Origin of the sequence: Pseudoclavibacter endophyticus (assembly GCF_008831085.1) — a bacterium.
Lineage (GTDB): Bacteria > Actinomycetota > Actinomycetes > Actinomycetales > Microbacteriaceae > Pseudoclavibacter > Pseudoclavibacter endophyticus.
The window spans coordinates 1952252-1971822 of sequence record NZ_WBJY01000001.1 but is presented as its reverse complement, the minus strand read 5'-3'; the positions used below and the strand labels follow the sequence as shown (position 1 = coordinate 1971822).

General features: G+C 70.4%; 16 protein-coding genes. 7 read left to right on the top strand and 9 right to left on the bottom strand.

The genetic code is table 11. From position 1 onward, the window contains the following. Positions 1-16 precede the first annotated feature (16 nt). Complete coding sequence (locus F8O04_RS08855; protein WP_158028866.1) at positions 17-1648, top strand: ABC transporter substrate-binding protein; 1632 nt, start codon at positions 17-19, stop codon at positions 1646-1648. 54 nt (positions 1649-1702) lie between these two features. Then, on the top strand, positions 1703-3733 hold the full coding sequence (locus F8O04_RS08850) for an FAD/NAD(P)-binding protein (RefSeq protein ID WP_158028865.1): 2031 nt from the start codon (positions 1703-1705) through the stop codon (positions 3731-3733). A 48-nt stretch (positions 3734-3781) separates the two neighbouring features. Here F8O04_RS08850 and F8O04_RS08845 read toward each other — a convergent pair whose 3' ends face one another. The 5 genes from F8O04_RS08845 to F8O04_RS08825 form a co-directional block, all read right to left on the bottom strand. After that, the gene (locus F8O04_RS08845) at positions 3782-4411 is read right to left on the bottom strand and encodes an MBL fold metallo-hydrolase (RefSeq protein ID WP_158028864.1); all 630 of its coding nucleotides are present in this window, start codon (positions 4409-4411) and stop codon (positions 3782-3784) included. Beyond that, the gene (locus F8O04_RS08840) at positions 4408-5544 is read right to left on the bottom strand and encodes an S-(hydroxymethyl)mycothiol dehydrogenase (protein ID WP_158028863.1); all 1137 of its coding nucleotides are present in this window, start codon (positions 5542-5544) and stop codon (positions 4408-4410) included. Before F8O04_RS08840 ends, F8O04_RS08845 begins: the two co-directional genes overlap by 4 nt. A 169-nt stretch (positions 5545-5713) precedes the next feature. Further along, positions 5714-7060: an O-acetylhomoserine aminocarboxypropyltransferase/cysteine synthase family protein gene (locus tag F8O04_RS08835; protein WP_158028862.1), complete on the bottom strand. Its 1347-nt coding sequence runs from the start codon at positions 7058-7060 to the stop codon at positions 5714-5716. Beyond that, a complete protein-coding gene (locus F8O04_RS08830) occupies positions 7057-8103 on the bottom strand; it encodes an LLM class flavin-dependent oxidoreductase (protein ID WP_158028861.1) in 1047 nt (348 codons plus the stop codon). Before F8O04_RS08830 ends, F8O04_RS08835 begins: the two co-directional genes overlap by 4 nt. 240 nt (positions 8104-8343) lie before the next feature. Beyond that, the gene (locus F8O04_RS08825) at positions 8344-9441 is read right to left on the bottom strand and encodes an ATP-grasp domain-containing protein (protein WP_225734929.1); all 1098 of its coding nucleotides are present in this window, start codon (positions 9439-9441) and stop codon (positions 8344-8346) included. 187 nt (positions 9442-9628) lie between these two features. Here F8O04_RS08825 and F8O04_RS08820 point away from each other — a divergent pair, with 187 nt between their 5' ends. Continuing rightward, on the top strand, positions 9629-10276 hold the full coding sequence (locus tag F8O04_RS08820; protein WP_158028860.1) for an NAD(P)-dependent oxidoreductase: 648 nt from the start codon (positions 9629-9631) through the stop codon (positions 10274-10276). A 37-nt stretch (positions 10277-10313) separates the two neighbouring features. On the opposite strand, the gene F8O04_RS08815 is transcribed toward F8O04_RS08820, so the two are convergent. Continuing rightward, entirely contained in the window at positions 10314-13562 is a 3249-nt protein-coding gene (locus F8O04_RS08815; protein WP_158028859.1) for an AAA family ATPase, read from the bottom strand. Continuing rightward, complete coding sequence (locus F8O04_RS08810; RefSeq protein WP_158028858.1) at positions 13559-14782, bottom strand: exonuclease SbcCD subunit D; 1224 nt, start codon at positions 14780-14782, stop codon at positions 13559-13561. The genes F8O04_RS08815 and F8O04_RS08810 overlap by 4 nt, the downstream gene beginning before the upstream one ends. 77 nt (positions 14783-14859) lie before the next feature. Between F8O04_RS08810 and F8O04_RS08805 the strand changes: the two genes are divergently transcribed. After that, positions 14860-15528: a CDP-alcohol phosphatidyltransferase family protein gene (locus F8O04_RS08805; protein WP_158028857.1), complete on the top strand. Its 669-nt coding sequence runs from the start codon at positions 14860-14862 to the stop codon at positions 15526-15528. A gap of 33 nt (positions 15529-15561) precedes the next feature. Here the strand turns inward: F8O04_RS08805 and F8O04_RS08800 are convergent, their stop codons facing one another. Further along, positions 15562-16395 (bottom strand): DUF3097 family protein, encoded by an 834-nt coding sequence (locus F8O04_RS08800; protein WP_229741712.1) that lies wholly within the window; start codon positions 16393-16395, stop codon positions 15562-15564. A gap of 210 nt (positions 16396-16605) precedes the next feature. Between F8O04_RS08800 and F8O04_RS08795 the strand changes: the two genes are divergently transcribed. The 3 genes from F8O04_RS08795 (at position 16606) to F8O04_RS08785 (ending at position 18684) form a co-directional block, all read left to right on the top strand. After that, entirely contained in the window at positions 16606-17106 is a 501-nt protein-coding gene (locus tag F8O04_RS08795) for an FHA domain-containing protein (protein WP_158028855.1), read from the top strand. A gap of 2 nt (positions 17107-17108) precedes the next feature. Continuing rightward, positions 17109-17828, top strand: a complete 720-nt coding sequence (gene ftsR, locus F8O04_RS08790; protein ID WP_158028854.1) for a transcriptional regulator FtsR — start codon at positions 17109-17111, stop codon at positions 17826-17828. Positions 17829-18138: 310 nt separating this feature from the next. Next, positions 18139-18684: a MerR family transcriptional regulator gene (locus tag F8O04_RS08785; protein ID WP_158028853.1), complete on the top strand. Its 546-nt coding sequence runs from the start codon at positions 18139-18141 to the stop codon at positions 18682-18684. 22 nt (positions 18685-18706) lie between these two features. Here F8O04_RS08785 and F8O04_RS08780 read toward each other — a convergent pair whose 3' ends face one another. Beyond that, a complete protein-coding gene (locus F8O04_RS08780) occupies positions 18707-19552 on the bottom strand; it encodes a ParA family protein (protein WP_158028852.1) in 846 nt (281 codons plus the stop codon). Between the last annotated feature and the right edge of the window lie 19 nt (positions 19553-19571).

Genomic DNA, 19571 nt, shown 5'->3' with positions numbered 1-19571 from the left:
AAGGAACATCACCACGATGACGACACCACGACGCTCGCTGCGCCGAACAGCCCTCGCCGCCGTTGCCTCCGCCTCGGCCCTCGCGCTCGCGCTCACGGGCTGCCAGGGAGGCAGCGCCGCCGACGACGCCCCGGTCGGCGACCCCGTCGCGGGTGGCGACCTCACGATCGCGGTCGGCAACGACCCCACGAACCTCAACCCGTCCGGCAACGGCGCGGGCAACGACACCTGGTATGTCACGCGCCAGCTCGTCGACTCACTGCTCTACCAGAACCCTGACACGAACGAACTCGAGCCGTGGCTCGCCGAGTCGTACGAGGTCAACGACGACGCGACCGTCTACACGTTCCACCTCCGCGACGACGTCACGTTCTCGGACGGGACGCCGCTGACCGCCAACGAGGTCAAGGGCACCTTCGACGATATTGTCGAGGCGGGAGCGCAGTCGTACGCGTTCCAGTTCCTCGACGGCTATGAGGCCACGAACGTGATTGACGAGCACACGGCCGAGGTCGTCTTCTCGACCCCGAACTCCGGCTTCGCGAACGCCACGGCGATCGTCGGGCTCGGTATCGTCGGGGCCGCGACGCTCGAGGTTCCCTACGAGGAACGCAATGACGGGCAGGCCGTCGTCGGGACCGGCCCGTTCACGCTCGGCTCGTACACGACCGACGTGTCGACCGTGCTCGAGAAGCGCGGCGACTACGCGTGGGCTCCGGCCTCGCTCGGGAACGACGGGGCGGCCTACCTCGACTCGGTCACCTTCCAGATCGTGCCCGAGGCGGGAAACCGCACCGGCAACCTGGCGAGCGGACAGGTCGATGTGGCCGGCGGCATCCAGCCCATCGACGTGCCGACGCTCGAGGGCCAGGGCTACAACGTGATGTCGCGCGGCAACCCCGGCATGCTCTTCGGCGTCGGTTTCAATCTCGGAAGCGACATCGTGTCCGACCCGGCCGTGCGCGAGGCAATCTCTCACGCCACGAACCCGCAAGAGATCGTCGATACGTCGCTCGGCGAGCTCTTCGCCGTCGGGACGAGCCCGCTCAGCTCGACGACACCCGGCTGGGCCGACCAGTCGCAGCACTACACGTTCGACACGGCGGAGGCCGAGTCGATTCTCGATGGGGCCGGCTGGGTCGCGGGGTCCGACGGCGTGCGAGAGAAGGATGGCGAGCGCCTGAGCCTGACGCTCGCCTGGATGACCAACTTCGGCCCGAACCAGACCTCGCTCGAACTGCTGCAGCAGCAGCTCGCGGCGATCGGCATCGAGATCGAGCTCGTGGGCGGACCTGTGCCCGACTACCTCGAGCGCACCGCGGGCGGCGATTTCGACCTCGCCTGGGCGAACTTCTCGCTTGCCGACCCGGACGCACTGCGATTCCAGTTCGATCCGGATGGGCGTAACAACTTCCATATCGACGACGCCGAGCTGGCAACGATGTTCGACGAGTCGCTCGCCGCCGCCGAGCCCGCGGAACGCGACGGGAAGTACGCCGAGATCCAGGAGTACATCGCCTCGAACGCGTACTACGTCCCCGTGCATGAGCTGACGACCATCATCGGCTCGAGCGAGCAGGTGCAGGGCCTGCAGTTCGGGGCCGACTCCCGACTCAATAGCCTGGTGGCGACCTGGCTGAACGCCTAGTGGCGCAGGCCCATCGCCTACCGTAACCGGTACCCCACCACCGACAGGAGCGTCATGCCGACCGGCACCATCCGCCTCATCGACCACGACCCGCGGCGGGGGTCGCGCTGCGTCACCGTGATCGGCGCCGGGCCCCGCGGTGTCGGCTGGCTCGAGCGCTTCGTCGAGAACCACCCCGAATACGGGTCAATGCCGCTCGTCGTTCATCTCGTCGACCCCCATCCCGTCGGGGGCGGCAAGATCTGGCGAGACGAGCAGTCAGGCCTGCTCAAGCTGAACTCGCTCGCGGCCGACGTCACGATGTTCACCGATGAGACCTCGACGATTGAGGGTCCGGTCGCCCCCGGCCCCTCGCTCGTCGAATGGGCGGAGGGCGTGCGGGACGGCTCGATCGACGATGTCGACCTCGACCGGGAGGCCGAGCCGGAGCTGGCCGAAGAGCTCGAGGCGCTCGGGCCGGGATCGTTCCCCACGCGTCGCCTTCAAGAGCGTTACCTGTCGTGGTTCTTCCGCCGCGCGGCCGCGAAGCTCGCGGCCGGCTCGCGCATCATGATCCACCCCACCTCGGTCACGGCCGTCATGGACCAGGCGAACGGCACCCAGCGCGTGCACCTCGCCGACGGCTCGAGCATGACGACCGACGTCGTGCTGTATGCCCTCGGGCACACCGAGTCGGAGCCGAGCGCCGAGTCGGCGGCCCTGCTCGAGTTCGCCGAGCAACACGGCCTCGCCTACCAGCAGCCGGCCTACACGGCCGACGCCGACCTGGCGAGGTTCATGCCGGGGGAGCCCGTGCTCGTGCGCGGCATGGGACTCGCCGCGATCGACCTGCTCGTGCTGCTCGGCGAGGGGCGCGGCGGCCGCTACGAGCCGGCGCCGGAGCTCGGCCCGACACGACTTCGCTACGTGCCCTCCGGCCTTGAGCCACGCATCCTCATCGGCTCCCGGCGCGGCGTGCCGTACCACGCCAAGCCGACCGCGCCACTCGCCGGCGACGTGCCTTCTTGCCGGTACGTGACGGCGGGAGCGCTGGCCAAGCTGCTCGATCGGCCGGCCCGCGTCGATTTCCGCGACGACCTCCTGCCGCTCATCCACAAGGAGCTGCTGTACGGCGTCGCCCGTGAACTGTTCACGGGTCACCCCGAGCGCACTCGGGGTTCGTTCGACGACCTCGTCGCGGTGCTGGACGCGCACCGGGCCGACAGCGACGAGGTGCGGCGGGCGGTCGCGGCGGCGATTCCGGATGCGCGCGACCGCTTCGACCTCGCGGCGTTCGACCGGCCCCTCGCCGGCCGCGAGTTCGCGGATCACGAGACCCTGCAGGAGGCGCTGCGCGAGTACGTGCGCGACGACCTCTACCGGCGTTCGTCGCCGGAGCAGAGCGCCACGACGGCGATGTTCTTCAGCCTCCTCTACGCCTACATGGCCCTCGTCGACGTGACGGATCACCCGAACTGGACGGCGCGCTCGATCGCGACGATGTACGGCCAGTGGCACCACTTCTTCAGCTACGTGGCGTCTGGCCCGCCAGGTCACCGGCTCGAGGAGCTCCTGGCACTGTCCGAGGCCGGCATCGTGGAGTTCCTCGGCGGCGACGTGCGCATCGTGCTGGACGAGGGCGATGGCGAGCGCCGGGATGCCGCATTCGTCGCGACGGGCGCCCACCTCGCCGAGCCGGTGCGAGCATCCGCACTCATCGACGCCTGGCTTCCCGACGCCGACGCCGAGACGAGCCTCAATGCGGCGCTCCGCGACCTCGTCGACTCGGGCGTCGGCAAGGTCCACGTGCACGATGACGGGCGCGATGTCGTCTCGACCGGGCGGATCGAGGTGCGCAGCAGCGATTCGCGCATCGTGCGCCCGGACGGGACGGCGCACCCGCGACGGTTCGCGATCGGCGCATACACGTCGGCGCCGTTCGTCGGCGCATTCTCGCGGCCGCGCACCAATGCGGTCGCGTTCCGCGAGAACGACACGGTTGCGCGCGCCATCCTGGAGGTCCTTCGCACGCGGAACGACGCCGCGGTCTGCCTGGCCGAGATCGGTCCCGAGGTGGAGGTGTTCGACGGCGTCGTGCTGGTGTAGGTGCGCCCGGCCGCGGGAGCGCGAGCTCTCGCGGCCGGGCGCGCCGAGCTACTCGGGCTTCGGGGTGCCGGGGGCGGGCACGTTCGCGCGCTCGGCCCCGATCGTGGTGTCGTCGCCGTGCCCCGTCTTGACGACCGTGTCGTCGGGCAGCGCGAACAGCACCGTGTTGATCGACTCGAGGATCACGTCCCAACTGGAGAAGCTGCGACCGGTCGCGCCGGGACCTCCGTTAAACAGGGTGTCGCCGGTAAAGACCGTGCCGAGCTCTTCCACGTAGAGGCACGAAGAGCCGGGGGAGTGGCCTGGCGTGTGCAGCACGCGCACCGTCGTGCCCGCGATCTCGAGCTCCTGCCCATCCGTGAGCTCGCCGTCGGGGGCGGTGTCGTGCGTCAGGTGCCACACCTCCAGGTCGGCCGGGTTGAGGAGCACGGGCGCGCCGACCGCGTCGGCGAGTTCGCGCGCGTACCGGACGTGGTCGTCGTGCGCGTGTGTGCACACGATCGCCTTCACGGTTCGCCCACCGACCGCATCCCGGATCGCCTGCACGTCGTGCGGCGCGTCGATCACGATGCACTCGGTGTCGTCGCCGAGGATCCACACGTTGTTGTCGACGTCGAACGTCTGCCCGTCGAGCGAGAACGTGCCGCTCGTGACGGCGTGGTCGATGCGGGCGGTCATGCGCGTGCCCCCGCCGGCGTCGAGGGCGAGGCGGCGTGCTCGTCGACGTCGTCCACGATCACCACGCTGCGCAGCACGTCGCCCCGATGCATCTTCTCGAACGCGGCCTCGATGTCGCCGATGCCGATCTCTTCGCTCACGAAGGCGTCGAGGTCGAGGCGCCCCTGCTGGTAGAGGTCGATGAGCATCGGGAAGTCGCGCGTCGGGAGGCAGTCGCCGTACCAGCTGGATTTGAGCGAGCCGCCCCGGCCGAACACGTCGAGCAGCGGCAGCTCGAGCTGCATGTCGGGCGTCGGCACGCCGACGAGCACGACCGTGCCAGCGAGGTCGCGCGCGTAGAACGCTTGCGTGTACGTCTCGGGGCGGCCGACGGCCTCGATCACGACATCCGCGCCGTTGCCGTCGGTCAGTTCGCGGATGGCCTCGACCGCGTCCCGCTCCTTCGAGTTGACGGTGTGCGTCGCCCCGAGCGACCTCGCCTGCTCGAGCTTGCGGTCGTCGAGGTCGACGGCGATGATCTTGGCCGCGCCGGCGAGCGCCGAGCCGACGATCGCGGCGGTACCGACACCGCCGCAGCCGATCACGGCGACCGAGTCGCCGCGGCCGACGCCGCCCGTATTGATGGCGGCGCCGAGGCCGGCCATGACACCGCAGCCGAGCAGGCCGGCGGCCGCGGGGCGGGCGTCCGGATCGACCTTCGTGCACTGTCCCGCGTGCACGAGCGTCTTCTCAGCGAAGGCGCCGATGCCGAGCGCCGGGCTCAGTTCGGTGCCGTCCTCCAGCGTCATCTTCTGCGTCGCGTTGTACGTGTTGAAGCAGTACCACGGCCGTCCGCGCTTGCACGCCCGGCATTCGCCGCAGACGGCGCGCCAGTTCAAGATCACGAAGTCGCCCGGGGCGACCCCCGTGACGCCTTCGCCGACGGCTTCGACGATGCCGGCGGCCTCGTGCCCGAGGAGATACGGGTACTCGTCGCCGATTCCACCCTGCTTGTAGTGCAGGTCGGTGTGGCACACGCCGCATGCCTGCACCTTGACGACGGCCTCACCGGGGCCCGGGGCGGGGATGTTGATCGTGACCAACTCGACGGGCGCGTTTTTCGCCCGTGAGATGACACCCTTGACCTGCTGCATGGTTGTGCTCCGATCTCGCGCAGAGCCGTCGGTGGCCGCGCGTCTTCCCAGCATTCCGGACATCGCCGCCCGGGAGCAAATGTGCCGTTCCGGGTTTCCCTGGGGAGGTACCGCGCAAACGCCATGGAACGCAGCGAGGGGTGTACGCCAGGTCTGGTCGCGGGTCAGCTCACCCCTCGGCGTCCGCGGCGACCGCGTCGAGCCCGCGTCGCAGGTCGGCGATGAGGTCGTCGACCGTTTCGATACCGACCGAGAGTCGCAGCAGGCCGTCGCCGATGCCGAGCCGGTCGCGTGTCTCCTGCGTGAAGCCCGCGTGCGTCGTGGTTGCGGGGTGCAGGATCATCGAACGCACGTCACCGATGTTCGTCATGCGGCTCCACAGCTCGACCCGGTCAAAGACGGCGCGGGCGGCGTCCTTTCCGCCGTGCACCGTAAATGCGAAGACGCTGCCGGGACGGCCCCCGTAGCAGCGATCGGCGATTTGGCGGTGGGGGCTCGAGGCGAGCGCTGCATAGTCGACCGACTCGACCTCGGGCTGGCCTTCGAGCCACGTGGCGATCGCGATCGAGTTGGCCAGGTGCTGCTCCATGCGCAGCGACAGGGTCTCGATGCCCTGCTGTAGCAGGAACCCGTTCATGGGCGACACCGCGAACCCGAACTCGTTGACCGACGTGTGCCGTGCGTACATGCCGAACGCGCGGTCGCCGTACTGTTCGAGCGGCGACCGCTTGCCGGGCGCCGGCGGCAGGGCGAGCCGCGGGTAGCGATCGGCGACGGCGCCCCAGTCGAATCGGCCGCCATCGACGATGACGCCCGAGATCGCCGTGCCGTGCCCGCCGAGGAACTTGGTCGAGGAGTGCACGACGATGTCGGCCCCGTGCTCGAGGGGCCGCGAGAGATACGGCGTCGCGATCGTGTTGTCGACCACGAGCGGGAGGCTGTGCGCTCGGGCGACGCGGGCGATGGCGGCGATGTCGATGACGTCGTTCTTCGGATTCGGAATCGACTCGGTGAAGATCGCCCTGGTCCGCGGCGTGATCGCTGCGGCCCAGGCTGCTTCGTCGGTCCAGTCCCACACGTCGGTGAAGGCGACCCCGGCGTCCGCCATCGCGTTCTGAAACAGGATGCGCGTGCCGCTGTAGATGCTCGCCGTCGTGACGAAGTGGTCGCCGGCCTTGCAGAGCGCGAGCATCGTCGCGGCAATCGCGCCCTGGCCCGACGACACCAGCACGGCCTCCGTGCCGCCCTCGAGGGCGGCGATCCGGCGTTCGGCGACCATGTTCGTCGGGTTGAGGTCGCGCGAGTACAGCTGGCCGTCTTCCGACGTGTCGAAGCGGGCCGCGGCCTGGTCGAAGCTGTCGAATCGAAAGGCGTTCGACAGGTAGATGGGTGGGATCCGGGCCCCGTAGTTGCGCTCGGGCACCTCACCGGCGTGCACCTGGCGGGTCTCGAAGCCGAAGCCGTGGAAGTCGTAGGTCGGCTCGGCCGGGCCCCGGCCGGTCGGTGACGGCGTCATTCGCCCGACGCCGCATCGTTGACGAGGGGCACGACCTGCTCGCCGAACCGCTCGAGCTCGGTCAGCGCCGGCGAGAACTGGATCAGCAGCGTGTCGACGCCGACCGCCTCGTATTCGCGAATGCGGTCGGCGACCTGCTGCGGTGTGCCGACGAAGTTGGGGCGCAGCCCCCTGTTCGACACGGAGTAGTCGCGCAGCGAGATCTCGACGTCGAGCTTCGACTTCGACACGAAATCGCGGTACGACTCGTAGGCGGCGCCTTCACGCACGTTGGTGATGCGCTCGAGCTCGGCCTGCGCCTCCTCCTCCGTGTCGCGCACGATCGCGAAGGCGGCCATGCCGAAGTGCGCGAACGGCGGGCGCCCGGCCTCTTCGCGGCGACGTCGCATGTCGTCGATCTTCGCGGCGAGCTCCTCCACCGTGCCGCCGTGCGTGAGGTAGGCGTCGGCGAAACCCGTGATGGATGCCCGGCCCGCTTCGCTCTCGCCCCCGGCGTAGATGAGTGGGAGGGTTTGCGGCTTGGGCTCGAGGTAGGTGCCGTCGAGCGAGAAATGCGTGCCGGTGAACGAGTACGGCGTCTCCGTCCAGAGGCCTCGCAGCACCTCGACGTACTCGGACGTCAGCCGGTAGCGGTCGTCGTGCGCGCTGAACTCAGCGCCGTACTGCCGGGCCTCCTCCGCCCACCACGACGAGACGAGGTTGAGAGTGAGGCGGCCGCCCGCGATCGCCTGGATCGTTGCCGCCTGTTTCGCCGCGAGCGCGACCGGCAGGTGATACGTCGGACGCATCGCGACCATGACCTCGAGTGAGGAGGTCGTGGCGGCGAGCGCGGTCGCGGTCGCCCACGCGTCGAAGACGGGCCCCTCCTGTCCCCGCAGGTCGTTGAGGTTGAGCTCGGGCACCAGCGTGACGTCGAAGCCGCCGCGCTCAGCGGCCAGGGCGATCTCGCGCAGGTGCTCGAACGTGAGCGGCGTGCGCTCGTCCTCTTCGGCGACGTTGCGCAGCCAGCCCCCGGACGTGGGGGTCCAATAGCCGAACCTCATTGGTGACCTTTCTCGATGCGCACCGCGTGCGTGACCTGCGTGTGGCCGGTGTCGGCCGCGACGCCCGGGTGGCCGTGACCTGTGGAATGGGGGGCGGGTGGAGTGGGGACTGGTGGAGAGGGGGACGGGGGTGGCGGCCCTGCGAACCGCCGTGCCCCGCGCGTCACCGTGCCCGGCGCGGACACCGGGCACGGCGTACCACGCTGGGTGCGGGCGGGCCGGCGGAGGCTCGCGTGCCGGTCAGGTGAGCGCCAGCGCCGGCGATAATCCGCCTCGCGCGTCAGCGACCGGCGAGTCGGTGTTCGAGCCACTCGCCGCTTCGCCCCGAAGCCCGCCGAGGAACCGCGCGACCGCACGGGCACCCGAGACCGACCCGTCGGACTCGACGTCCGGGTTGTAGTTCGTATTGGTGTTGATGTCGTACGGCACGAGGCGCCCGTCGGCCGTCTCGATGAACTCGACGCCGGCGATCTCGATGCCCGCGGCGCGCAGGAATGCGGTGAGCTGGGTGATGAGGGGATGATCGGCGTCCACATCGTCTCGCCGCTCGAACATGGGGCGCGCCTCGGGAGCGGCGGGCTCGCTCGCGCTCACGATCGGCCCGTCGGGGTCCGGCGCACCCGGCACGGCGCAGGTCGCCGGGGCCAGGCCGGGCTGGGGGAGCGCGCACGCCTCAGCGGGGCACAGCTCGAAGCTGCCGCCGGAGGTGTCGACGCGCACGGCGTAAAGGTACTGGCCGCCGACGAACTCGGCACGGGTGATGAAGGGCTCCGCCGACGCGATGTACTCCTGCAGCAGCAGGATGCCGTCGACGGGCTGCTCGACCGAGCCGGCCTCCCAGGCAGCGTCGAACTCGTCGTGCGAGTCGAAGCGCTGCACGCCGAGGCCCTTGCCACCCTGGTTGTGCTTCGTGATGAACGGCGCCTGGAGCGTTCGGGCTTGCTCGCGCGGGTCGGCACCCTCGGCGCTCACGAAAACCGCGATCGTGCGGGGCACGTCGAAACCGGCACCGCGCAGGGCCGCGTGTTGCGCGACCTTGCTCACCTCGAGCTCGAGCACATCGCTGCCGCCGACGACGCGGCGCCCGTGGCTCTCGAGCCACCGCAGGGTCGCGCGCGCCTGCTCCTTGGCGTGCACGTTGCCGCGGGTATGCGACGAGGCGCTCAGGCGCGACCAGAACACGCCAGGAGGGGGCGGGGCCGCGAGGTCGATGGCCCCTCCCGTCAGCGGCCACTCGATGAGCTCGACGCCTTCGGCGGTGAACGCCTCCGCAAGCGGCGGGATCCACTCGGGGTTGTCGTGGAGGACATAGACGGGAGTGCGATCGAGCGACGGCATGCCTCCAACGCTAGGGTACGAGCACTCGCCGCCACGCATCGAGGTGTCGTACGCGGTAATGTTCGCCCGGCCCGCGGCGGCGTCGTGGTAGGGATTGGTCGGGCAACGTGGCTCGCACGGTCACGCTGCAGTCGAACGTCCGCATGCAGGCAGCCGTATCGCCTGATATCAGCACAAGGGAGCATCCATGTCTCAGATCGTCGTTTTCGGCGCCACCGGCTACGCCGGGGGCAACATCGCGCGCGAGCTCGCGTCGCGGGGCCACCGCATCGTCGCGGTTTCGCGTTCGATCGAGGCCGAGCAGGCGCCGGACAACGGTGAGGCCCGAGCCGGGTCCATCTTCGACGGCGCGTTCGTGCGGGAGGTGACCGAGGGCGCCGACGTGGTCGTCGTCGCCCTGCGGTTCAACAATGGCGACGAGCCAAACCTTGTCGAGGCGTTCCCGACGCTCCTCGATGTCGCCGCCGAGCGCGGGGCGCGAGTTGGCATTGTCGGCGGAGCGGGCAGCCTGAACGTGGCCGAAGACGGCCCGAAGCTCATCGACACCCCGGACTTTCCCGACGCGTTCAAGGGCGAGGCAGGCGCGGCGGGCGAGGCGCTCGAGCACCTGCGCGCGTATGACGGCGCGGCCGACTGGTTCTACGTGAGCCCGGCGGCGGGCTTCGGGAGCTACAACCCGGGCGAGCGCACCGGCAGCTACCGCACGGGCGGCGACGTGCTCCTGACGGATGCCGAGGGCAACTCCAATATCTCGGGCGCCGACTTCGCGATCGCGTTCGCCGACGAGATCGAACAGCCGAAGCACCACCGCACCCGCTTCGGCGTGGCCTACTAGCGCCGGCGCCGCCCGCCGGGCACACCGCCCGGCGGGGTCAGCGCTGCTCGATGATGCTGTCGCCGCGTTGCGTCACGCGCACCTCGAGCCGTGCGGTGATCTGCTCGTGCATCGCCTCGACATGGCTGATAACGCCGACCGTGCGTCCGCCCGCTCGCAGGGCATCGAGCGTCGCCATCGCGACCTCGAGCGTCTCAGTGTCGAGTGAGCCGAATCCTTCGTCGATGAACAGCGTGTCGAGCCGCACGCCCCCGGCCTGGGCGGTGACGGTGTCGCTGAGACCGAGCGCTAGCGCGAGGGACGCCAGGAAGGTCTCGCCGCCCGATAGTGAGCGCGTGGGGCGGTCGCGGCCCGTGTAGGCGTCGAGCACGCGTAATCCGAGGCCGGATGCCCCACCTCCCTTTCGGCGTGCGTCGTCGTGTTCGAGGCGGTAGCGCCCAGAGGTCATGCTGGCGAGCCGCTCGTTGGCCGCCTCGACGATCTCCTCCATCTGCGCCGCGAGCACGAAGGTCTCGAGCGACATGCGCAACTCGTTCGTCTGCTGGCCTCGCAGGGCGTCGGCCAGGCGGCGCAATCGGTCGTGCCGGTCGCGCTCCGCCTCGGCGTCGGCGACGGCGCGCCGAGCCGTCTGCCCGAGTTCGCGGAGGTCGCCGACGATTCGCCCGAGGTCGCCGCTGAGCGCCAAGGCGCGGTCGCGTGTCTCGACGGCGCGCTGGCGACGCTCGGCCGGGGCGTCGAGGTCGACGGGCTCGGTGGGCAATCCGGCGAGGTCGGGCTCGTCGAGCCGCGCGGTCGTGGCCGTCAGGCGGTCGTCGAAGCCGCGGACCTTCGCTTCGAGTTCCTCCCGATCATGCGGCGCGAGATGCGCAGCGCGTACGGCGCCGAGGCGGCGATTCCAGCCATCGTCGTCGAGGTCGTCTCGAATGTCGGCGAAGGAGCCGTTGACGTCGAGCTCGCTCATCGCGCGGCCGAGTTCGGCCCTCGAGTCATCCCTGGCGCGGTCGGTCTCGAGGAGTTCGCGCAGCGCTCGGGCCGTCGTCGCCGCCTCGTCACGTTCCGCACGGGCGTCGGCCAGCGCGTCTGCCACGCTCGCATGATCGCCGCATAGTCGCGCGAGGCGCTCGTCGAGCTCGGCCAATGTCCGCTCACGATTCGCCACGTCGATGAGCCGGTCGTGCTGGCTCGCGGTCAGTCGCTCGAACTGGTCGTTGTCCGACGCGAGGCTCTGGTCGATCGCCGCGATCGCTTCCACCGTCTCATCGCGCAGACGAATCGCCTCGGCCGCCGCGTCGCGTGCCGCGAGGGCGGCCGCGACCGCCTCGTCGTGCTGGTCGACCGAGCGAGGCCCGGCCTCGCGGCTCGCCTCCCGCAGCTCGTCCTCGATCGCGTCGAGGATCTCCTGCGCCAGCTCAAGGGCTGACCTCGCCGCATCGGCGGCGTCTCCGGCGCTCCGGAGCGCCGCATCACTCACGTCTGCGGCGAGCTCGCCTCCGGGACCGTCGAGGGCGGGAGCCGGATGCTCGGTGCTGCCGCACACCTGGCACGGTGCGCCCGACTGAAGGTTGGCCGCCAGCAGGGCGACCGCGTTGTCGATGCGTGCACGCAGCAGCTCGTTGTGATGCTCGACGGCGCGGTCGGCGGCGAGCCGAGCTTCGCCGCGCGCACGTTCGGCGTCTGCCAACCTGGCCGAGATGCGCTCGGCCCGGAGCGCCGCGGCCCGGGCGGCCTCGGCCGCGGAGAGGTCGGCGGTCGCGCGTTGCTCTGTGGCCGCGATCTGCGCGTGGCCGGCCAGGCGCTCCTCGAGCGTGCGACGAGCCAATGGCGCGTCGGTCAGCCGCCGGCGAACCGATTGGAGACGCTCGGCCTCCTCGGTGACCGCGCGGCGCGCACGTTCGAGATCACGCGCCATCGTCGTCCGATTGCGCTCCTCGTGGGCAACGGGCTCGAGGAGGCCCAGTCGCGACGATGCCTCGTCACGTCGGCGCTCGGCGTCCGCGGCCGCGGCCGCGGCGGCCGACGCGTGCGCGGGGTGCGCGGGATCGTCGGGCCCGGCCCCACGAAGCACCGCCGGATGGCTCGCGTACCGGCGGTCGCGCGAGAGCGCTTGCGCGGCGGTTTGCGCGGCTCGGTCGCTGGCGCGATCCGTCCGCTCGCCGGCTTCGACGAGCGGCATCAACGGGGCGGCGATGGCGGCGTTTCGCAGGCGTTCGCGGTCGCGATCGACCTCGGCTCGCCGGCCCTCGAGGCGTCGCAGCTCGGCGAGGGCGCTGTCGCGGCGTCGCTGGCGGTCGGCCACGGCTCGCGCCTTCGCCAGATCGTCCTCGGCCGCGGCTACCTCGTCGTCGGCCTCGGCCCGCGCGGCCGCGGCGGATGCCACGAGCCGCGCGGTTCGCACGGACGCGGAGTCGATTCGCACCGCGAGGTGCGGTGCGGTGCGGGGGTCGGCGGACGGGTCGGTCACCGACGACGTGTCGAGCGCCGCTGTCGAATCGGGTGTCAGCCGCGCGTGGGTCTCGTTCGTCTGCTGCTCGAGTCGCGCGAACTGTCGCTCGTGGTCGTCGACGATCGCCATCGCGCGCTCGAAGGTCGCGCCGGCGACCCGCCTTCGGGCATCGACGCGCTCGGCGAGCCCGTTGAACCGGTGCGTCGCGAAGAGCGCGCGCAGGAGGGTAGTTCGCTCGGCCGAGTCGGCGACGAGGAACTCGTGGAACCGGTTCTGCGCCAGGAGCACGACCTGCAGGAACTCCTCGGCGGTGAGCGGCAGCAACGACGCCAGGCGTTGTCCCACCTCGCGGGGCTTCGCCGCCACGCCGACCCAGTCACCATCGGGCCGGGGGTCACCGTCGGGCAAGGGGGCGCCGTCGGGCTCAAGCGCGCGGCGACTCGGCTCGTCGACCTGTGCGGATCCGCTTGGTTCCCGCCACTCCCAGAGTTCGGCGTGGGCTTTCGTGAGGGTCATGCCATCGCCGCGCGCCTTCGGCCGCGCGTACTCGGGTGACCGCCTGACGCGGTAGCGTCCCTGCGCCACCTCGAACACCACCTCCACGAACGAGGGGTCGCCCGGCTCGGCGTGGTCGCTGCGGATGGCCCGCTCGGTGCCCCTCACGTCGTAGCGCGGGAGACGCTCGTACAGCGCGTACACGATGGCGTCGAGGATGCTCGATTTGCCCGCGCCCGTCTTGCCGGCGATGAGGAACAGCCCATCGCCCGCGAACGCGCGGAAGTCGACGACCTGCTCGGTGCGGAAGGGGCCGATTCCGGCCACCCGGAGCGAATCGACCCTCATCGGCCCGCTCCGTCGAGATCCGCGAGCGCATCGACGACGACGCCCCGCTCGTGCTCGTCGAGTCCCGCTCCGCGGACGTGCTCGAGGAACGCGTTGACGAGATCGACGTCACCGCGGGCGCCACGCACCCGCTGCCCGTACGTCGCCCCGGTGCGGTGCGCGCGATCTTCGGGGTCGAACTCGAGCAGCGCGCAGTGGGCGAAGCGGGTCTGCAGGCGCCGCATGGAATCGAGCGGCCGAATGCTGTCGGTCACGACGGCCTTGACCCAGTGATCACGCGCGAACTCGTGCGCCGCGTCGTCGAGCAATTCGCGGAGCGTGCCCCGGAGTTCGGCGAGCGGGCGAGGGACGGGCAGGTCGACCCAGGTCGCCGCGACCTCGGCGAGCTCGTCGTCGGACCCGGGGCGACGGGGCCCGAGGTCGATGAGCCACGCGCCGCGCGGCTTGCGTGCCTCGCTGAATGAGAAGTGCAGCGGGGCGCCCGAGTATCTGACCCGCGGCGAAAGCTCGGCACGCCCGTGCACGTGCCCGAGGAGCGTGAGGTCGATGCCATCGAAGACATCGAGCGGCACGAGGTCGATGCCGCCGGCCGTGATGTCCCGTTCGACGTCGATCGTGGGGGCCTCGGGGCTCACCCCGACGGCGAAGCAGTGGGAGACGACGACCGCGCGCGTCGCGGCGGGGCCGCCGGCGGCCCCGGAATCGGCGAGGGCACCCCGGCGCTGTTCGACCGCTGCGTGAACGCGTCCGAGGGCCCAGCGGAGGGCGTCGGCCTGCGACGCCATCGGCACATCACCGACGCGGTGCCGCAGGAGCGCGGGCTCCAAGAAGGGCACGGGATAGAGCTCGACGTCGCCGTGCGCGTCGGCCACGACGACGGGCTCGTCGAGCCGCTCTGGGTGGGTGCGCACATGCACTCCGGCGCGCTCGGCCCACACCGACTGGAAGCCGAGTCTGGTGGGGGAGTCGTGGTTGCCGCTGATCACCACGATCGTGGCGCCGGTGTCGCGGAGACCGAGCAGGACGCGCTCGAGCGTCTGCAGACTCTCGGCCGAGGGTACGGACGAATCGAAGACGTCGCCCGCGACGACGACGACGTCGACGTCGTGCTCGCGGACGAGATCGGGGAGCGCCGCGAGCACACCCGAGAGCGCCTCGTGCGTGGAGTGGCCGTGGAAGGTTCTGCCGAGGTGCCAATCGGACGTGTGCAGGATTCTCACGTCGCCGACGGTAGACCGCCCGTCCGACATGTGCGCAACCTGGTGCGCACGTCGCCCGGACTTGCGAGAATGGACGTATGCCTCACGACGCGCCATCAACCCCGGGACTGGGGGAAGCCGCGTCGACGCCGCCGCAGGGCGACCCGTCGCTGCTGCCGCCGACGAATCGGTGGCTCACGATCCCGAACGCAGTCACGCTGCTTCGCCTGCTCGTGTGCGTGCCCGTGACGGTCTGGTTCATCGCACAACCGGATCTCCAGATCGCCGCGGCCATCAGCCTGGCCGTGTTCGGTGCGACCGATTGGATCGACGGCGCGCTCGCGCGCAGACTCGGGCAGGTCTCGCGCGTCGGCGAGATCCTCGACCCGGTCTCCGATCGCGTCGGCATCGTGCTCATCGGCGTCGCGCTCGCAACTTTCGGCTACCTCCCGTGGATCGTCGTGGTCACCATCGCCGTCTGCGACCTCGCGCTCGGCACAATCGGGCTGACACGGATGTCGCGCGTGCTCGGGGGCCACGTCAATTTCGTCGGCAAGTTGCGCACTGCCGTGCTGATGGCGGCGATGCCGCTGCACCTGCTCTCGTTCGCGCCCCTGGTTCCAGACGAGCCGCTGCGGATGATCACCTTCTGGGCGCTCATGGCCGGCACGGTCCTGCACGTCGTCGCGGCCGGCGTCTACGCCGCGCGCTACCTCACGGCTTCGACGCCCGATCCGCGCCCGCCCGCGCAGCATCCCGCGAGTTGACGCCGACCGTCGCTCGGCGGCTCGAGGGCGCATTTACTGCGGCGCCGCGGTCACGAAGTCGATGAGCTCCTCGACGCGACCGCTCACGCTCGGCTCGAGGTCGCGGTAGTCGCGAACGCGGCCGAGGATGCGTTGCCAGCCCCGCGCGACGTCGGCCTGCTCCTCCCGCGGCCAGCCGAGGTGTCGGAGGATGCCGTGCTTCCACGACTCGCCCATCGGGATCGTCGGCCATTCCTGCAGTCCGAGCCGTTGCGGTCGCACGGCCTGCCAGACGTCGACGTACGGATGCCCAAGCACGAGCAGGGCGTCGTTCCCGTACTTCGCGGTCACGGCGTCGGCGATGCGTCGCTCTTTCGAACGGTCGACCAGGTGGTCGAGCAGCACGCCGACGCGCCGCCGTGGCCCCGGCCCGAACGCGCGCAGCGCGTCGTCGAGGTGGTCAGCGCCGTCGAGCAGTTCGACGACGACGCCTTCGATGCGAAGGTCGTGCCCCCACACCTTCTCGACGAGCTCGGCGTCGTGCTTGCCCTCGACGAAGATGCGGCCCGCGCGGGCGACGCGGGCCCGCGCACCCGCCACATGGAACGAGCCTGATGCGCTGCGTGCGCGACCGGGAGCGACCCGTCCCCCCTCCCCGCTGCGCGTCGGGGCCCGCTGGGGCGCCACGAGACGCACGGGCTCGTCGTCGAGCAGAAACAGACCGTTGCGGGGGAACGCGCGCTCCTGGCCGTCGAAGTCTCGCAGCCGTACGATGTCGGCCTCGGCGCCGACGAGCTCGCCGTAGAAGCCGCTCGCGGCGTCTTCGAGGAACAACCCGCGCGCCATGGGCACGTCGCGCGGCGTGCTCGGCGTCCCACCGCTGCGCATACGGGCAACGGGGTCGCCGGCATAGCGGTCATCGAGATCGCGGCTCGCATCATTCCGTGTTCGCACGCAGCGGAGTGTAAGCACAGAGCGGCCGTCAGCAGCGCTGTTTCCCAGCCTGTCGCGCAAGAATGCCGTGTTCCGGAGCGGGGAGGCCGTCGTCGACGCGCGCCCGCCGTCCGCTACGCTGAGTGACCTACTGAGGAGGACCACATGACGCATCCCGACGCTGCTGCAGATTCGTCGCGCCCCAACGAGGGCAGCGATGGGCAGGAGTCGTCGACGATGTCGTTCACGGGCGACTTCTCCGCACAGCTCGCCGCGCTCATCGCCGGCGGCGTGTCAAAAGAGGAGATGGACTCCATCAGCGCCCTCCCGAGTGGATCGGCGCTCCTCATCGTCCGCCGCGGCTCGAACGTCGGCGCGCGCTTCCTGCTCGACACCGACTCGCAGGTGGCCGGGCGCCACCCGAACGCGGAGATCTTCCTCGACGACGTGACCGTCTCACGGCGGCACGCCGAGTTCACCCGCAACGGGCGCCGCTTCACGATGCGCGACCTCGGGTCGCTCAACGGCACGTATTACAACGGCGAGCGCATCGACCAGGTGGAGCTCGTCAACGGCGGCGAGGTGCAGGTCGGCAAGTTCCGCCTCACCTTCTACAGCTCGCCGCTCGACACGTCGGTCGCACCGGCAACCCTGAGCGGGGAGTGACCGTGGCGGCCCGCGCCGCTGCCAGCAGTGGGCCCGCGCCGTCGACGCCGCGCCTCAGCATCGGCCAGGTCCTGCAGCGTCTCTGCAGCGACTTCCCCGATCTCACGAGCTCGAAGCTCCGTTTCTTCGAGGACAAAGGCCTCCTGCACCCGGCGAGAAGCGCATCCGGGTATCGCAAGTACTCGACCGATGACGTCGACCGCATCCGGCGCATCCTCACGATGCAGCGCGATCTGTACCTTCCGCTGAAGGTCATCGGCGAGTACCTCGACCAGGTCGACCGAGGGCTCGAGCCTGAGCTGCCGGGGTCGCGGGCGCCGCGCACGGCGACGATGCTGGCGCACGGCGACGACCTCGATCGCGGCGGTTTGCTCGAGCGCACGGGTGCGACCGGGGCGCTGCTCGACCAGGCGGTCGCCGCGGGCCTCATCGGTCCCGGCGCGCGTTTCTCGGCGGATGATGCGACGATGCTCGCGACGCTCGTCGAACTCGACCGCAGTGGCATCGGCCCTCGGCACCTCCGCCCGTTCAAGACGGCGGCCCAGCATGAGCTCGGTCTCGTCGAGCAAGTGCTGCCCCCTGCAGCCGCGCGGCGATCCGAGCCCGGCGCTCGCGAGCGGGCCGACGAGCGCGCCGGCGAACTCGCCGAACTGCTCTCGACCGTGCGCCGCACCCTGGTGCGCCAGGGGGTTCGCGAACTGCTCGGCGGCGACGAGCGCTAGGTGCGGAACCCGCCACAGGGTGCGGAGGCGCGGGGCGCCGCGCAGGGCCGCGATGCGCCCGGGCTCCGACTCACACGACTGTCATTCTGCCCTGGTCACCCGGGGTGCCGCGGCGTAGACTGACGCTGATCGACATGCGACACACCCGCGTGGCATCGGCCGAATACCACGAGACCGCGACAGACTCGGTAGCGTAGGTGCAGGAGTTCACTCCAGTCACATCAGTAACAGGCATTCGGCGCAGGAATGGCTGCACATCCGTCGATGCGCGGCTCGGGTTCCGAGTCGATTCCAACGAAAGGGCGAGGGAATGAGCGCACGAGAAGAGGGGCAAGCGGGGGCCCCACCGTCGGAGTTGCTGTTCACCGACGGCCTGCCAGACCTCGACCCGAACTCCGGCTACCGCGGCGCCGTCGCCGCCCGAGCCGCGGGGATCACGTACCGACAGCTCGATTACTGGGCGCGCACCGACCTCGTGACACCGACCGTTCGCGGGGCGAAGGGGTCGGGTTCGCAGCGCCTCTATTCGTTCCGCGACATCCTCGTCCTCAAGCTCGTCAAGCGCCTGCTCGAGACGGGGATCTCGTTGCAGCAGATCCGCACCGCCGTCAATCAGCTGCGCGAGTCGGGCGTCGTCGATCTCGCTCAGACGACGTTGATGTCCGACGGCGCTTCCGTGTACCTCTGCACGTCGAATGACGAGGTCATCGACCTCGTGCATCGCGGCCAGGGCGTCTTCGGCATCTCGGTCGGCCACGTGCTGCGCGAGGTCGAGTCGACACTCGTCGATTTCGAAGAGCAGACGGTCGACCCGATGGACGAGCTCGCCGTACGTCGCGCGAGCCGCGCGAGCTAGCCGCGCGCCCGAGTCGCGCCGACTAGTTCCCGCCCCGGGGCGCGGCTTCTCGGTGCTCACGCCCGCCGAGCGCCGCGTAGTGCCCGAGGCGCCCCGTGCGCATGATGCGCTCCATGAGCCGATCGAAGTGCTCGGCCATCTCCTCCGAGCTCGGACCGGGCCACAGGTGGACGGGCTTCGCGGCACCCTGCGCCTGCTGCAACGACGTGCGCTCGGGCAGGTGCGGCGCGAGCACGAGCGGCCCGAACATCTCTCGCAGCTCCTTCACTCGGAACTGGTGCTCGACCGACTGCATGCGCGTGCGGTTGACGATGATGCCCATCGGTTGCAGTCGCGGCGACAGGCCCCGGCGGATCTCCTCGATCGCCCGCAGAGCGCGATCGGCTGCCGCGACCGAGAACAGTCCAGGCTCCGTCACGATCGCCACCCTGTCCGACGCCGCCCATGCCGTGCGCGTCAGGGCGTTGAGCGAGGGCGGGCAGTCGATGAGCACGAGGTCGTAATCCTCCTCGACGATGGCGAGCCCTTCCTCGAGACGCCAGATGTCGCGGACCGAAGGATGCGGACCGTCGAACGTGATCGATGACGGACTGCCGATCATGAGATCGATCACGCGATTGTTCCCACGCGCCCACCCGGACCGCACGATGGCGCGGCGCACCGTCTCGGACTTCGGCGAGCCCAACACATCGGCGACGCTCGCGGCGTTGTCGGCCTGGACGTCCATTCCGGTCGAGACGTCCGCCTGAGGATCGAGGTCGACGACGAGCGTGCGGAGTCCGCGCGCCCACGCGGCTGACGCGATGCCGAGGGTGACGGTCGTCTTGCCGACGCCGCCCTTCAATGACGAGATGCTGAGCACGAACATATCCCGGTCACTCTAGACC